Below are 16,175 nucleotides of genomic sequence, written 5' to 3'. Positions count from 1 at the left end.
ATGCAAATACGTACAGTTTTAGTGGTGGAGGACGAGCCCCAAATTCGGCGTTTCGTTCGCAGTGCGCTGGAGGCAGAAGGCTGGCAGGTAAATGAAGCGGCGACGCTTCGTGAGGGCTTGTCCGCTGCAGGAACGCGCCAGCCGGATCTTCTTGTCCTCGATCTGGGTTTGCCGGATGGAGATGGTATCGATCTGATCCGTGACGTGCGAGGCTGGTCCGCCGTGCCGATCATCGTCTTGTCTGCGCGCACCGATGAGGCGGACAAGATCAACGCGCTGGATGCTGGAGCCGATGACTACCTCACCAAGCCCTTCGGAACCGGAGAACTTCTTGCGCGGGTGCGTGCGAACTTACGCCGTCCGCGTGTGGCTACAGGGAATGGACTGGTAGCCGACGTGGTGGAGCCAGTGTTTCAATTCGGAGACGTTGAGGTAGATCGCGCAGCGCGCGTGGTGCGCAAAGCTGGATTGGAGGTCCACCTGACGCCGACCGAGTACCGCATGCTATCGGTACTCATCACCAATGCGGGACGCGTCATTACCCAGAAGCAGTTGCTTCGCGAGGTTTGGGGGCCGATGCGATCAGACCAGAGCCACTACCTGCGCATCTATATGGGCCACCTACGACAGAAGCTGGAGGCGGATCCTGCTCAGCCTCGCCATTTGCTGACCGAGTCGGGGGTGGGCTACCGATTGTCGGTTTGATGATAGCCGCATTGGGTCAAGTGTGTACACGCCCTTTGTGGGCCCGTCCGAGCAGAGGCCCAGAAATTTATGATGATTTAACGGCAAGGTCATCAGTTTTTACGAAGGATTTACGCCAAACTTTCTAGACTGAATGCATGTTCAAAACCTACCAGTCAAGCCTCCAAAGTAAGGCTCATTCTGGCGAAAAGCATGTTGCAGAGATGCCCGAGCACCTGCCTGCATCGGATACCGGCGCTCCCCCTTTGCGAAGCGGGCACCGATCCGAAGTCATTGGTGGAGCTACCTCTCGTCACGTTTTGCGCCAATGCGCAAAGCTTGCGAATAACACTACATGCAGTGCTCGGATCGTTACTGCGCGGCTACGGATTGGCCTTGGATCCAATTCACCAACTAGCAACTGTCACTCTGCATGTCCATATTGGCGATGTCGAGCAGACGATACGCTGTCTGATGGCCGCACTACCTTCCGCCCGAATTGGACGCATTGTCAAATTCTCTGGGAGCGAGACGCACCGATGCCATTGAAAGCCTGCTTTGCAGGCAGTGAGCCAGCCATTGAGGCTGGTTCCCCTGCATGGCTGCAAGGCGACTTCTCAAGGCATTTCCATGGATGACTGGCTGCACATACTGGTTGCCCTTCTCGTGCTGGTGGTGCCGATTGCAACGGGATGGCTGGTCTTGAAATGGTCTGACCGCAGGGGACGAAAGTCCCGCCAGGGTTTTCGATGAATCGAGAGATCCTGGGCAGAAAGGTCGAATTGGCCAGCATCGAAGACCTGACTAAGCTGGACAACCTAGAGCGCTCTACGTTCGAAAGCGATCGGATTTCGCTGCGAAGCTGGCAGCGGATGCTATCCAGTCCCTCGGCCCGTGTATTGGTCTGCGGGTCCAGGGATGCATTGGACGGTGCCTGCGTGGTGTTGCGCCGCAAAGGCTCTTCGGTGGCGCGCTTGTACTCCATCGCCGTTGCGCCTGCGGCGCGCGGATCAGGTGTCGCTGCGAAATTGTTGACTGCGGCGCTGGGCGATGCGCGAGAAGCAGGCTGTGCGGTTCTCCGGCTCGAAAGCAGACTGGACAATACCGCCGCGCACCGCCTCTTCAAGCGTTATGGGTTTGCACAGTCAGGGCGCAAGGCTACCTACTATGAGGATGGTGAAGATGCCTTGTGCTTTCAGCGAGATCTGTTTGACGGTTCATTGACGCAAGGACCCGTTGCACATCTGGTGCGCCACTATGCGCAAACGCTCGATTTCACCTGCGGCCCTTGCGCCTTGCTGATGGCAATGTCTGCAATGGACCCATCCATTCCCGTGAACCAGGCCGCAGAAATCCGGCTGTGGCGGGAGGCCACAACCGTCTTCATGGCCGCCGGCCACGGAGGGTGCGGCCCATTCGGGTTGGCGCGTTCTGCACTGAAGCGCGGCTTTGATGTGTCGGTGTATGCGGCCGCAGGCGCATCCCTGTTCATGGACAGCGTGCGCGACCAGCACAAGAAGGACGTGATCCAGTTGGTGGAAGACGACTTCCGGTCCGAACTGGTGGAACATGAAGTTCCCATCTACGCGCGGCCTGTGTCGCCCGAGAGCCTGATTGATCACCTGCGCGCGGGGCGTCTGCCCATCGTGCTCATCAGCCTATGGCGACTCCACCGCGAGAAAACGCCCCATTGGGTGGTGATTGTTGGCTTCGATGGAGCCGTGTTCCGCATCCTCGACCCCATGGCGCGCTCCAGCGAGCCGGATGGAGGTATGTCCATCAGCCTGGGTGAATTCAAGAAGATCGCCAGATATGGGCGCCGAAGGCGCACGGCGGCGGTCATCATCTCTGGAAAGAAATAAATTGTCTTCAGAACACGTTATTGTGGTAGAAAAGATTGCCGACTTCCGATGGGAAGATTCGGAACTCAAGGTCATCACCGCTGACCAGTTCGTTGCAGAGGAGCCTGGCGCCCGTGGCCAGCTACGCAAAGTCACGAACCTTTGCCGTACCTATGGCTACCTGAGCATGGGGTACTACTGCTCCCTGCTCGCGGAGGCCCGAGGCGATCGCGTGACCCCGAGCGTGGACACGATACTCAGTCTCCAACGCAAACGCATGCAGCCAGCCGCGCTTGCGCAACTCAACAGGTTGATTGGACCGTTGAAGGAAATTCCACGGTCGGTGAACACCCTGACCCTACATGTGTTCTTCGGCGTTATAGAGGATCCTGCCCTGGCAGCGCTTGCGCGCAAGAGCTTTGAGCTGTTCCGCTGTCCATTGATGGAGATCACACTGGAGCGGCAGGAGCAGTCCCTTAGCTGGCAGATCGGCGACATGCAGGCTTTGGACCTTCGTGATGTGGACATTGCGCGTGATGAGGTGTTCGTGCAGGCGCTGCGCCACTACACACGGCGCAGCTGGCGCCCTATGATCACCATGCCCTTGCCCAGAATGGATCTGGCCGTCCTGTACGACCCAACCGACCCGCTTCCTCCGTCTAACCTCAAGACGCTTAAAAAGCTGGTTGACATTGGGCTGGACATGGGCATCGCTGTCGAGCTCATCGAGAAGAAGGATTTCTCGCGGCTGACCCAGTTCGACGCGCTTTTCATCCGTGAGACCACGGCCGTAACGCACCACACGTTCCAGTTTGCGAAGAAGGCTGTTGCCGAAGGCATGCCGGTCATTGACGACCCGGTGTCCATCCTGCGTTGCACCAACAAGGCCTTCCTTGCCGAGATCCTGCGTGAGAACTCCATCGCGACACCCCTGACTCACATGGCTAGCAGGCGCACCATTGCAGATATGCACAATCGGCTGACCTATCCCCTGGTCGTAAAAGTGCCAGACGGAGCCTTCAGCCGCAGCGTCAAGAAGGCAGACAGCTTTGAGCACCTTCAGGAGATTGCAAAAGACATGCTCAGGGAATCTGAAATCATTCTTCTGCAGGAGTACATGTATACAGACTTCGACTGGCGCATTGGTGTGCTCGCCGGCCAACCAGTTTTTGCTGCAAAGTATTTCATGTGTGACGGCCACTGGCAGATACTCCAGCACACCGACAACGGAAAGTACACCGAGGGCCGGGTACAGGCAGTGCCCCTTGATGAGGTACCGCCCGAGGTGCTGCATGCGGCTGTCAACTCGACGCGCTTGGTGGGCAACAGCTTCTACGGGGTTGATCTGAAGTCCACTGCGTCCGGCGTTTTTGTCATTGAGATCAACGACAATCCCAACCTTGATGTGGGTGTGGAGGACGCTGCCTTGGGTGATGCACTCTACGTGATGCTGCTATCGCACTTTTTGAAGCAGGTGGAGCTTCGATTCAACTCAAGTACGGCACGGCCGATCACCCAAGGCTCACCTTTTCTTGCATTGGCGACTGGGTAGTATCGTCGGGTAGAGCAGCCAGCTGGGCTATACACGCTATGCCCCAAGCCCCAAGCCCCAAGCCCCAAGCCCCAAGCCCCAAGCCCCAAGCCCCAAGCCCCAAGCCCCAATGCTGCCCCGCATCCATCCATCGCCAGGATGGTGATGGATGCCGAATCTCTTCACCATGGCCACGTGCCCTGCTGTACGGAGCGACGGGGCCCAACCACGGTTGCTACTGCGTGCATCATGCATGCAGTCGTGAATGCGCCAAGCCCTCCGTCCAGCCTCGGAACTAGGCGGATGTCTATGCCAAAAAGAACCGCCACCAGCAGGGCGAGCAGTACACCGCGCGAGGTTGAGAAGCGCAAGGGGTCGCACTTCATGGTACGGGCGCTCTCATCATGAACCATCAAGGTGGCTACATCTTCTTCCATGATGAACCCCAGAGCTCGCCAAGGCCAGAGGTTCCAAGACTGGTGTAGGCTGCTCGACTAAGCGTAGGAGGGCCGCTTTCGGAGAGCGCGGTCATCGAGCTTTTCAAACTAAGCGACCGCAACCAGCCTGAACCGGACCGTGATTGATCTCTGTGCGAGCCAATGGTTTGTCGGCTGGAATCCGATCCAGCCAACGGGGACGCTGGTTCGTTACGCCAATATTTGTTGTCCAAATCCGTATTCCGCCTACAGTGCGAGGCAAGGAGGGGCAGATGCAGGTCACAGACAACAAGACGAGGCGCCGTCTTCAGAAATCGTCGCTTTCCATCCGCGCTGTTGCACGCAGCGTCACGCTGGTCGCAGGCGTTTTGGCACTTTCCAGCGCCGCCATTGCCTTCCAGATCGCCCCCATGGGCTCAGCCTTTGAATTCAAGCTGACCAATGAAACAGAAAACTCTCTGGCGACGGTGGCGGGAAAACTGGGCGTTCTGATCAAGGGCCGCGTCCATGAAGAGATTACCCAGATCGGCATGGGTTGTCCGATGGAGCCAGGCGCCCTGGTCCAAGACGTCAGCTGCAGCTCTCAGGATCTGCCCTTTGCCACGTCCTACGTCATCTACGGTGTGCGTTGGAACGATCTGCCTCCATTTAAGCTATCCCCTGACGAGGGCAACTGCACCTACCTCGGCAAGTCTTGCAATGTGTCGCAGACCATCCGGTTTTCAACGCAGCCGTTGTGTTGGTACTGTCTCTTCAAGGATGCAGAGAAGAAGGCTCAGACCCAACAGATCGTTGGGTGCAACAAGACCAAGGGCAGCCTTCACGGCAATGTAATGACCCGATCGCACTTCGGCGACTTACAATTCCTGCATGCCATGGCCAGTGAAGAGGGTGTTCACCCTGGCGCAACCCGGGCCAAAGTGCTGGACTGGCTGGAGTTCGCCTGGAAGGTGTCCTCGCGCGAAATCAAGCCTGACACCTTTCTTCGAGACATCGACAACGCCACGCTGAAGGAGCACTTCGGGTGCACACAGTGGCGGGTCTCGGACCTCTACATCCTCGGGCGTCAGGACAAGCTGCTCCCGTATTTGCACCACGTGGCATTCGGCTCTGTACTCCACACGGTCCAGGATTCGTTTGCCGGAGCCCATGCCTCACGGGAGACCTCACCTCCGGTTGGCATGTGTCAAGACACTCGCCTTGCCCGGCCCAGGCGGATTGCGGAATTCCATACCTATGGCGCGCAGGACGGAAGCCTGCACGACGAACAAGACAGCCGGGAGGCTATGACTCGTGTGAGTGCTGCAGACCGGTGGCCAGATGCCGTGGAGGCCACGCGCAATCTGTCGCGCTTCTATGAAGACCGCGCTCGATGGAGCGAAGTCCAGCCCTACATGCAGTGCCTGTTCGAACTGGCGGACGAACGCAATGACTGGGGGTGCGGACAAAAACTTGGACTACCAGGAGGTAGTTCATGTATTCCTACGAAGATCGAATCCGAGCGGTCGAGCTCTACATCAAACTGGGCAAGCGCACCGGTGCCACTATCCGCCAGTTGGGATATCCGACGAAGAACTCGTTGATGAGCTGGCATGAGGAGTACGAGCGGCGCCTGGACCTGCCGTCCGGCTACGCGCGCTCAAAGCCGAAGTATTCTCAAATTCAGAAGAAGAAGGCTGTCGAACACTACGCCGAGCACGGGCGCTGCATCGTCGCCACGGTCAAGGCGCTGGGCTATCCGTGCCGCGATTTGCTGCGTGCCTGGATTGATGAACTGGACCCTGACTCCCGCCAGCGCGTTGTCGGCAGAGCCGTCAGTGCGCCTCGGCTGCCGCAACTGAAGAAGCAGGCAGTCCTCGAGCTGTGCACTCGTGAGGGAAGTGCGCAGGCGGTTGCTCAGAAGCTTGGCGTGAGCAGGCCGACGTTGTACAACTAGAAGAACCAGCTTCTGGGACGTGAGGCACCCGCATCCATGAAACACACCAATCAGTCCCCGCGGGCTCAAGAGCGCGATGAGCTCGAGCGCGAGGTTGAGGCGTTGCGCCGCGAAGTCAGGCAACTGCGCCTTGAGCAGGACCTCTTGAACAAGGCCAATGAACTGCTAAAAAAAGGCCTGGGCGTCGATCTGCAGCTCCTGTCCAACCGGGAGAAGACACTGCTGATTGACGCCCTCAAGGAGCACTATGGTCTGCCAAAGCTCCTTGGACAGTTGGGTCTTGCACGCAGCTCGTACTTCTACCATCGGGTCCGAGCGGCCGCCGGCGACAAGTACCTTGAAGTAAGGCAGTCCATCACCGATATCTTCGAGTCGAACCATCGCTGCTACGGCTACCGCAGGCTGCAGGCCTCGCTGACTAGGCAAGACGTCACAATCTCCGAGAAGGTGGTGCAGCGCCTGATGAAGCAAGAGAGCCTAGTCGTGGCTAAGCCCAAGCGGCGCAGGTATGCGTCCTACCTTGGCGAGATCAGCCCCGCGCCTGAGAACATCATCGACCGAGACTTCCAGGCCGCGGCACCGAACAAGAAGTGGCTCACGGACATCACGGAGTTCCAGATCCCTGCAGGTAAGGTCTACCTGTCGCCGATCATCGACTGCTTCGATGGGATGGTGGTGAGCTGGACCATTGGCACGAGCCCGGATGCTGAGCTGGTCAATACCATGCTGGATGCAGCCATCGAGACGGTGACAGACACCGCTGACCGGCCTGTGGTTCACTTCGACCGCGGGGGGCACTACCGCTGGCCAGGCTGGATATCGAGGATGCGCGATGCCAACTTCACCCGCTCGATGTCTCGCAAGGCATGCTCCCCTGACAACGCAGCCTGCGAGGGGTTCTTCGGTCGGCTGAAGAACGAACTGTTCTATCCTCGGGACTGGAAGAGCGTCACCCTTGCGCAGTTCATTGAGGCAGTCGACGACTACATCCGCTGGTACAACGAGAAGCGGATCAAGATCTCCCTTGGCTCTCTCAGCCCTATTGAATACCGGGCAAGCATTGGACTTGCGACATAAACCAGTCCAATTTTTTGTCCGCACCCCCCAGCTGGTCAGTTTTGGGTTGGCACTAACACCACGCCACAGTAGCTGAAAAGTTGCCCCGGCGGTGATCCGTAGGGCAACAGGCTCTCAATCAGGGCAACAGATCCAGCGCCTGCAAATAAGCGGGTTGATACATCAGATCGTCCCACGGCTGGGGCAAGGTTTCTGGCAGCAGTGCCAGCCGGCGCGATTCGCTGTCCACGCTGGGTGCCCAGCGGCCTTGGTTGCGGGCGGTGGCCAGGCCGTCGATCAACTCGTCCACCGCCTTGCCGTCGCCCACGCTCTGGTTGCACAGCAGCACCAGGTCGCAACCGGCAGCCAGTGCGGTGATCGCGGCATCGGTGTAGCTGACCAGTGCACCGTCCAGGCGGCGCGCGCCTTCCATGCTGAGGTCGTCGCTGAAGATCGCGCCATCAAAACGCATCTGGCGGCGCAGGATGTCCTGCAGCCAGCGCTGCGAGAAGCCCGCGGGGCGGCTATCGACCTTGGGGTAGATCACATGGGCCGGCATCACGCTGGTGAGCGTGCTGCTGAGCCAGGGGTATGGCGCAGCGTCGTCAGCCAGGATGGCCTTGAGGCTGCGTGTATCCACGGGCACCTCGGTGTGCGAGTCGGCCTTGACAAAACCATGTCCCGGAAAGTGCTTGCCGCAGTTGGCCATGCCCGCCTGCAACAGGCCATGCATGAGGCTCTTGGCCAGCAGCGCCACCACACGCGGGTCGCGGTGGAAGGCGCGGTCGCCAATGACACCACTTTCGCCCCAGTCCAGGTCCAGCACCGGGGTGAAGCTGAAGTCCACACCGCAGGCCCGCAGCTCACTGCCCAACACATAGCCCGCCGCCGTGGCCGCATTGGTGGCCCGCATGGCGCCACTGCCCGGCACGGCCTTGGCACCTTTGCCGTCGTCCATCCACATGTCACCCAGCGCACGCATGGGCGGCAGGTGGGTAAAGCCATCGGTACGAAAGCGCTGCACGCGGCCGCCTTCGTGGTCCACGCAGATCAGCAGGTCATCGCGCACGGCCTTGATGCTGCTGGTGAGCTGCAGCAATTGCGCCCGGTTTTCCCAGTTGCGGGCGAACAGGATGACGCCGCCGGTCAGCGGATGGGCTAGGCGGCGGCGGTCTGCTGCGGTGAGCGCTTTGCCAGCCACGTCAAGGATGATGGGTGCGTGTTCGGTCATGGGTATTCCGTCAGAAATTGCTACACAAATAATAGCTGCTTGTGCTTATGAATAAAGCGCCAGAGGCTTATTTTGCTTATATTTTCTCCACCACACAGAAGCTGGCGGCGTAGTCGGTTTCGTCTGTCACGCTCAGGTGTGCCGACAGGCCCCGGGCCTCGAACCAGTCCTTGATGTCGCCGTGCAACACGATCACCGGCTGGCCTGTGGGCAGTTTGGCCACTTCGCAGTGGCGCCACGTCATGGGCATGCGCATCCCCAGGCCAATCGCTTTGCTGAAGGCTTCCTTGGCGGAAAACCGCGTGGCCAAATAGCGAAGGCCCCGGTCAGGCCAGCGTGTGCTGCGCTCGCGCCACGTCACCAGCTCGCCCTGCGCCAGCACCTTCTCGGCAAAGCGATCGCCATGGCGGTCCAGGCTGGCCGCGATGCGGCGCACGTCGCAGATGTCGGTGCCGATGCCGTAGATCATGGAATTTGAATAAAAATGGCCTCTAGCGCTTTATGGATAAGCGCCAGCAGCTATCAAATCAGGAATTATGTGCCCGAGCGGCCGAATGCCCGTCGTTGATGCACGCCAGATACGCCTGCACGGTGGCGGCATACCCCAGCTCCAGCGCATCGGCAATCAACGCGTGGCCGATCGACACCTCCAGCACACAGGGCACTTCGCGCACAAAGGTCGCGAGGTTGTCGCGGTTGAGATCATGGCCGGCGTTCACACCCAGGCCCGCATCGAGTGCCGCCTGCGCGGCAGCGGCATAGCGCTTGATCTCAGCGGATTGCTGTGGCATGCCCCAGGCTGCAGCGTAGGGCTCGGTGTAAAGCTCGACCCGGTCAGCCCCCACGGCGCGCGCTGCGGCCATCTGCTCAGGCACCGGGTCCATGAACAGGCTCACGCGCACGCCCAGCGCCCTGCACTCGGCCACCAGGGGTGCCAGGCGCTCGGCGTCCTGCGGAAAACTCCAGCCATGGTCGCTGGTGAACTGGTCTTCGCTGTCGGGCACAAACGTCGCCTGGTGGGGGCGCACCTGGCGGATGAAGTCCATCAGGTTCTGAGACGGGTTGCCCTCGATGTTGTATTCGCGGTCGGGCCAGGCCTTCATCAGCGTCGCCAGCTCATAAACGTCCTGACCTCGGATATGCCGCTCATCGGGCCGGGGGTGCACTGTGATGCCCTGCGCACCCGCTTGCAGGCACAACTCGGCCGCGCGGGTGACGCTGGGTATGCCCAGGTGGCGCGTGTTGCGCACCAGGGCCACTTTGTTGACGTTGACCGACAAGGCGGTGCGATTCGGTAGAGATAGTGGAGGGGTCATAGAGCCTGGAGATCGATCATGAGCTGGCGGGTGCGCAGCGTCGGGCTTCCGCAATGGTATTGCAGCAATGTCCTCAACTGGGGTTTGAGTTCACCGGAAACCGGCACACACGCGCGCAGCGTGGCGGTATAGCTGGCGGCATCGTCGAGCGCCCGCTGCAAGGTCTGCCACTGCCCGCCCAGCAACGCAGCCCGGTCCGCCGCCGATGCAGCGCGCAAGCCGCCCTCGGGCACGAGGGTATAGCGTGCATGGGCCTGCAATGGCGCGAGGGTCATGGTTTGTGCATCAAGGCTCGGCAGCAGGCCGATCTCGCGCAGCAACAGCAACTCGAAGCTGCGCAGCACCGGCTCAAGCGCATCGCCATGCTCACTGGCCAGCACGCGCACCACGCCAGCGTAGGCATCAAACAGCGCCGGGTGAGGATCTGCGCGGGCCAGCAGGCGCAGCAGCAATTCGTTGAGGTACATGCCCGACAGCAGGGCATCACCAGTGGGCATGACATGGCCACCGACCCACTCAGCGCCCTTGAGCGTGTGGATATCGGCGCTGCCATCTCCAGCCAGGGTGTAGGTCACCAGCAGGGGCTGCAGCGGCAGCAGCACCGGGCGAAAGTTGGAGCTGGGCTTCTTGGCCCCCTTGGCCACCAAGGCTATGCGTCCCTGACGCCGGCACAACACCTCCAGGATCAGGCTCGACTCGCTCCAGTCGTAGCTGTGCAACACGAAGGCGGGTTCGTCAGAAATGCGCTTGGCGGCAGCCATGTGGCATCACATCCAGATCGGCGTAAAAAAGGCAGCGCGGCCCTCGAACCCACACGGCCAGCGCCGTGCAGATAAGCGCCCCACCACGCAATTATTCGTAGCCAAACGAGCGCACACGCGCTTCATCATCGGCCCAGCCCGAACGCACCTTCACCCACAGCTCCAGGAACACTTTGGCATCCATGAGCTTCTCAAGCTCCTGACGGGCTTCGGTGCCGATGCGCTTGAGACGCTCACCCTTGTCGCCAATGACCATCATCTTGTGATTGTCACGCTCGACCACGATGGTGGCGGCGATCTTGACCATGCGCTTGTGCGCCTTGCTCGCCTCTTCGTCGAACTTGTCGATGACCACCGTGGAGGTGTAGGGCAACTCGTCGCCGGTAAAACGGAACAACTTTTCGCGCACGGTCTCCGACGCCAAAAACTTCTCGCTGCGGTCGGTCAGCTCATCTTCGGCATACCACCAGCCCTGCTCGGGCAGGTATTTAGCGCATATACCAAACAAGCGCTCGATATCGCCCTTGTTCTTGGCCGACATGGGCACAAACTCGGCGAAAGGATGGCGCTCCTGCATGCTCTTGAGCCAGGGAGCCAGTTCCGCACGGCGGTGCACCATGTCAAGCTTGTTGGCCAGCAGCAATGTGGGAATGCCCGGCTTGAACAGCGAAAGCACCTTGGCATCGGCCAGCTTGAAATTGCCCGCCTCCACCACGAAGAGGATCAGGTCCACGTCGCCGATCGCGCCCATCACGGTCTTGTTGAGCGATTTGTTGAGTGCCGTGGCATGGCGTGTCTGAAAACCAGGGGTGTCCACAAAAATGAACTGCGTCTGTTCACGCGTGCGAATGCCGGTGATACGGTGCCGTGTCGTCTGCGCCTTGCGCGAGGTAATGCTGATTTTTTGCCCCACCAGCGCATTGAGCAGGGTGGACTTGCCCACATTGGGTTTGCCGACGATGGCAATCACGCCGCAGCGTTGGCCCGGTACAGCGGCAGGGGCGCTGGCGGCAGCCAGCATGGCTTCCAGATCATTCTGGACCGGGGTGGCGACTGGGCGCTCGGCGCCTTCGTCACCAGCTACATCTTTGGTAGCATCATTCATAAATTCTTTGCTTTCAATGTGGCAACCATGGCGGCCGCAGCCGCCTGCTCGCCCGCCCGGCGCGAGCCGCCGATGCCACGCTCGGTCAGGCCCAGTTCGGGAATATCGCACTCGACATCAAAGGTCTGTCGGTGCGCAGCCCCCACAGTCGCCACCACACGGTACTGCGGAAGCTTCATTTTGCGACCCTGGAGCCACTCCTGCAATGCGGTCTTTGGGTCTTTGGACGCCGCCTGCATCTGGGGATTGATCTCAACGCCCTCAAACAGGCGATGCACCAACGCCTCTGCGCTGCCATAACCGGCATCGAGATACACGGCACCAATCAGCGCCTCCAGGGCGTCGGCCAAGATGGAAGGGCGTTGCTGCCCTCCCGACCTGGCCTCGCCCTCGCCCAACCGCAGCACCTCGGACACCTTCAGGCGCAGCGCCAACTGGTGCAAGGTGTCCTGCTTGACGAGGTTGGCACGCACCCGCGAAAGGTCCCCCTCTGGCAGCGCCGACAGCCGCTGGTACAGCAAGCTGGCCACGGCCAGGTTCAGGACAGCATCGCCCAAAAACTCCAGCCGCTCATTGTGGTCGGCAGAAAAGCTACGGTGCGTAGTAGCCCGCTGGAGCAAAGACGGATCAGAAAAAACGTGCTGCAGGCGATCCTGCAGCGCTATCAGACCGGACTGCACCTAGTTGGTCTGCGCTTCAAAGCGGTAAACCAGATAGGCCGGCCCCGCCAATGGAATTTCGCGCGAATACTTGAACGAGACGATCACCTTGTCGCCACGCTTGGTCACATCAAGGTCCGAGCCTTTAAGAGAGGTAATGTCATCAATGGCGGCAGCGCGGTCAAACGCGGCCCGCACGCCAGGCACGGTGGTTTCCACCTTGGCCTTTTCAATGGCCTTTTTCGCAGAGGTGTACTCCAGGAAAATAGGCACGGACTGCCCGCCAATGGCAAACACAGCCACGGCGATCAAGCCCACAAAGACGAGTCCGAAAAAAGACAATCCGCGCTGGCGCGCCCGGCTTGCCGTGCGATGCATCTTCATAAATCACCCCTCATTATTTTTACCAAGGTCATTGCTCAATGAAATGAGCCAATGCGCTTGAGATTACCGAAATTCATCCAGACAAAAAAGGCCTTGCCCACGATATTGGCGTCGGGCACAAAACCCCAATAGCGGGAATCCAGCGAGTTGTCGCGGTTGTCCCCCATCATGAAGTAATGGCCTTCAGGGACCTTGCACACAACGCCTTCAACACTGTAGCGGCAGTTTTCGCGATAAGCAAAATTGCTGGCACCCTGAACGAAGGCTGGGACGTCCGGATTATTCAGGAGGCGATGAGGCTGTTCGCTCAACTGCTCTTCAAACTGCTTGAAGTAGCGCATCGCGTCTTCTTCAAAGAAGTCCGGCATCGCCTTGGTATCGATGGCCTTGCCATTGATCGTGAGGCGCTTGTTGATGTAAGCCACTTCGTCACCGGGCACACCCACCACCCGCTTGATGTAATCCAGGCTCGGCTGAGGAGGGTAGCGAAACACCATCACATCCCCGCGTGCTGGTGGCGTACCCTGGGTGATTTTGGTGTTGAGCACAGGCAGCCGTATACCGTATGTGAATTTGTTCACCAAAATCAGGTCGCCCACCAACAGCGTGGGGATCATGGAGCCAGAGGGGATCTTGAAAGGCTCGAACAGAAACGAGCGCAATAGGAAAACCGCAGCGATGACCGGGAACAAACCCGCCGTCCAGTCCAGCCACCAGGGTTGCATGAGGATGCGACCCTTGGCCTCCCCCACATCCACATCGTTCTTCTGGATGCCCATGCGATCGAGCTCGGCACGCCGCGCCACCGCAGCGTCTTCAATCGCCTGCGCAGCGCGGCGGCGACGTGGCAAAAAATACACACGCTCGGCCAACCAGTATGCGCCCGTCACCACCGCAGCGAGGAACAAGAGCAGCGCAAAGTTACCTTCGATGGCACCAAAGTACCAGGCACCCACATAGCCAGCGAACGCCGCCAGGATCAGGGACGTGAAAACTTGCATGAACTGCATCAGTCTTCCACCTGCAAAATGGCCAGGAACGCCTCTTGAGGCACCTCAACCGATCCGATTTGTTTCATGCGTTTTTTACCTGCTTTCTGCTTCTCAAGAAGCTTGCGCTTGCGGGATATATCACCCCCATAACATTTGGCCAGCACGTTCTTGCGCAAGGCCTTGATGGTTTCACGCGCAATGATGTTGGCACCAATGGCCGCCTGGATGGCCACGTCATACATCTGACGGCTGATGATTTCGCGCATTTTCCCTACCACCGCACGGCCTCGATAAAGCGACTGCGAGCGGTGCACGATGATGGACAACGCATCCACTTTCTCGCCGTTCAGCAGGATATCGACTTTCACCACATCAGACGCGCGGTACTCCTTGAACTCGTAGTCCATCGACGCATAGCCGCGTGATACCGACTTGAGCTTGTCGAAGAAGTCGAGCACGATCTCACCAAGTGGCATTTCATAGGTGAGCATGACCTGGCGACCGTGGTACGCCATGTTGATCTGTACGCCCCGCTTTTGGTTGGCCAGCGTCATCACCGGGCCCACATAGTCTTGGGGCATGTACAGGTGCACGGTCACGATGGGCTCGCGGATCTCCTCCAGGCGTCCCTGGTCGGGCATCTTGGAGGGGTTCTCGACCATGATGATTTCACCGTCGGCCCTGACCACTTGGTACACCACGCTCGGTGCCGTCGTGATCAGGTCTTGATCGAACTCGCGCTCCAGACGCTCCTGCACGATCTCCATATGCAACAAACCGAGGAAGCCGCAGCGAAAACCGAAACCCAGCGCCTGACTTACTTCAGGCTCGTAGTGCAGCGATGCATCATTGAGTTTGAGCTTCTCCAGCGCATCGCGCAGCGAGTCATATTCACTGGCTTCCGTGGGGTACAGCCCGGCAAACACCTGCGGCTGAATTTCCTTGAACCCAGGCAGCGCTTCTGTGGCCGGCCCGGCGTTGTTGGGCAGCTTCTTTTCCAGCGTGATGGTGTCGCCAACCTTCGCGGCCTGCAACTCCTTGATGCCCGCAATGATGTAACCCACCTGTCCCGCATCCAGTGAATTGCGTGGCTCGTTGGCCGGAGTAAAAACACCCAGATTGTCCGCGTTGTAGACCGCGCCACTCGCCATCATCTTGAAACGCTCGCCCTTGAGCAAGCGGCCATCCACCACCCGCACCAGCATCACAACGCCCACGTAGCTGTCGAACCAGCTGTCGATGATCATGGCGCGCAGCGGGCCATCGGGATTACCGCGTGGTGCAGGCACCTTGGCCACAATCGCTTCAAGGATCTCATCAATGCCCATGCCCGTCTTGGCAGAGCAAGGAATGGCGTCGGTGGCATCGATGCCAATCACATCCTCGATCTCGGACTTTGCGTTTTCAGGATCTGCGTTGGGTAGATCCATCTTGTTGAGCACCGGCACCACCTCTACACCGAGGTCCAGGGCGGTGTAGCAGTTAGCCACCGTTTGCGCCTCCACACCTTGCGACGCGTCGACGACCAACAAGGCCCCTTCACAGGCGGACAACGAACGACTCACTTCATAGGAGAAGTCCACATGCCCCGGCGTATCAATCAGGTTGAGGTTGTAGATCTGCCCATCCTGCGCCTTGTACTGCAGTGCTGCCGTCTGTGCCTTGATGGTTATCCCACGCTCTTTCTCGATGTCCATCGAGTCCAGAACCTGGGCCTGCATGTCGCGGTCCGCCAGACCTCCGCAGCGCTGAATCAGGCGGTCAGCGAGGGTCGACTTGCCATGGTCGATGTGCGCAATGATGGAAAAATTTCTGATGTGATTCATCAACGGAAAACGTCAAGTGATTGAATTAAAACGACGCACACAAGAAAAAAGGGCGCGTCGAGTGGCGACGCGCCCTGAACCAACAATCATGGGCAACTGCGATAGTTGGAGCTTTATTGTAGGCAAAAAGGCCATCCGAAAAAGCCCGCTGGACTGCACCCAATGGAAGTTGCCGAGGTGCAACAAGAATTTTATACACAGCTTATTCACAATCCACACAACAACAACGCTGGACAACTTGTGGGTGAGTGGCGGATCCGCTGTGTGCGGCCTAAAAACATCCGCATCGTGCGTCTTGAAACCGCACGATATGCAGATATGCATTGAACAGGACCTTCTATTCTATCGAATATGGTTGATAGGGCCTAAAAAAGTTAGCAAAAGCTAACATCCCTGTTTTTGAGACAAGCAATCCA

14 protein-coding genes and 1 pseudogene are annotated in these 16,175 nt (G+C 59.1%); 6 read left to right on the top strand and 9 right to left on the bottom strand.

All coding sequences use genetic code 11. The features are described from left to right. The 5 genes and pseudogenes from kdpE (at nt 1) to KI609_RS07105 (ending at nt 7,506) form a co-directional block, all read left to right on the top strand. Nucleotides 1-705 (top strand): two-component system response regulator KdpE, encoded by a 705-nt coding sequence (gene kdpE, locus KI609_RS07125; RefSeq protein ID WP_319003132.1) that lies wholly within the window; start codon nt 1-3, stop codon nt 703-705. Nucleotides 706-1,433: 728 nt separating this feature from the next. Then, the gene (locus KI609_RS07120) at nt 1,434-2,546 is read left to right on the top strand and encodes a GNAT family N-acetyltransferase/peptidase C39 family protein (RefSeq protein WP_226448533.1); all 1,113 of its coding nucleotides are present in this window, start codon (nt 1,434-1,436) and stop codon (nt 2,544-2,546) included. Next, on the top strand, nt 2,497-4,077 hold the full coding sequence (locus tag KI609_RS07115) for a RimK family protein (RefSeq protein ID WP_226448530.1): 1,581 nt from the start codon (nt 2,497-2,499) through the stop codon (nt 4,075-4,077). Before KI609_RS07120 ends, KI609_RS07115 begins: the two co-directional genes overlap by 50 nt. Nucleotides 4,078-4,765: 688 nt before the next feature. Further along, entirely contained in the window at nt 4,766-6,076 is a 1,311-nt protein-coding gene (locus tag KI609_RS07110) for a hypothetical protein (protein ID WP_226448528.1), read from the top strand. Then, nucleotides 5,968-7,506, top strand: a pseudogene (locus tag KI609_RS07105) (IS3 family transposase). Before KI609_RS07110 ends, KI609_RS07105 begins: the two are co-directional and overlap by 109 nt. Nucleotides 7,507-7,624: 118 nt before the next feature. Here the strand turns inward: KI609_RS07105 and nagZ are convergent. The 9 genes from nagZ to lepA all read right to left on the bottom strand — a co-directional run bounded on the left by nagZ (nt 7,625) and on the right by lepA (nt 15,759). Then, nucleotides 7,625-8,716 (bottom strand): beta-N-acetylhexosaminidase, encoded by a 1,092-nt coding sequence (gene nagZ, locus KI609_RS07100; protein ID WP_226448526.1) that lies wholly within the window; start codon nt 8,714-8,716, stop codon nt 7,625-7,627. Between the two features lie 76 nt (nt 8,717-8,792). Further along, complete coding sequence (gene acpS, locus KI609_RS07095) at nt 8,793-9,185, bottom strand: holo-ACP synthase (RefSeq protein ID WP_226448524.1); 393 nt, start codon at nt 9,183-9,185, stop codon at nt 8,793-8,795. 58 nt (nt 9,186-9,243) lie between these two features. Next, nucleotides 9,244-10,032, bottom strand: a complete 789-nt coding sequence (locus KI609_RS07090; RefSeq protein ID WP_226448522.1) for a pyridoxine 5'-phosphate synthase — start codon at nt 10,030-10,032, stop codon at nt 9,244-9,246. Further along, the gene (gene recO / locus KI609_RS07085; RefSeq protein WP_226448520.1) at nt 10,029-10,793 is read right to left on the bottom strand and encodes a DNA repair protein RecO; all 765 of its coding nucleotides are present in this window, start codon (nt 10,791-10,793) and stop codon (nt 10,029-10,031) included. Before recO ends, KI609_RS07090 begins: the two co-directional genes overlap by 4 nt. 91 nt (nt 10,794-10,884) lie before the next feature. Next, nucleotides 10,885-11,898: a GTPase Era gene (era, locus tag KI609_RS07080; protein WP_226448518.1), complete on the bottom strand. Its 1,014-nt coding sequence runs from the start codon at nt 11,896-11,898 to the stop codon at nt 10,885-10,887. Next, nucleotides 11,895-12,578 (bottom strand): ribonuclease III, encoded by a 684-nt coding sequence (gene rnc, locus KI609_RS07075; RefSeq protein ID WP_226448516.1) that lies wholly within the window; start codon nt 12,576-12,578, stop codon nt 11,895-11,897. The genes era and rnc overlap by 4 nt, the downstream gene beginning before the upstream one ends. After that, nucleotides 12,579-12,941 carry a DUF4845 domain-containing protein gene (locus KI609_RS07070; protein ID WP_226448514.1) on the bottom strand — a complete coding sequence of 121 codons (363 nt, stop codon included), beginning with the start codon at nt 12,939-12,941 and terminating at the stop codon, nt 12,579-12,581. Nucleotides 12,942-12,976: 35 nt separating this feature from the next. Continuing rightward, a complete protein-coding gene (lepB, locus tag KI609_RS07065) occupies nt 12,977-13,951 on the bottom strand; it encodes a signal peptidase I (protein ID WP_226448511.1) in 975 nt (324 codons plus the stop codon). Beyond that, entirely contained in the window at nt 13,951-15,759 is a 1,809-nt protein-coding gene (gene lepA / locus KI609_RS07060) for a translation elongation factor 4 (RefSeq protein ID WP_226448510.1), read from the bottom strand. Before lepA ends, lepB begins: the two co-directional genes overlap by 1 nt. 162 nt (nt 15,760-15,921) lie before the next feature. Between lepA and KI609_RS07055 the strand changes: the two genes are divergently transcribed. Beyond that, a complete protein-coding gene (locus KI609_RS07055; protein ID WP_226448509.1) occupies nt 15,922-16,086 on the top strand; it encodes a hypothetical protein in 165 nt (54 codons plus the stop codon). The last annotated feature ends 89 nt before the right edge of the window (nt 16,087-16,175 follow it).

It is taken from the genome of Acidovorax radicis, assembly GCF_020510705.1.
In the GTDB taxonomy this organism is placed as follows: Bacteria; Pseudomonadota; Gammaproteobacteria; order Burkholderiales; family Burkholderiaceae_C; genus Acidovorax; species Acidovorax radicis_A.
Note: the sequence above shows the minus strand (reverse complement) of the source record. Positions and strands in the feature narration are given on the sequence as shown.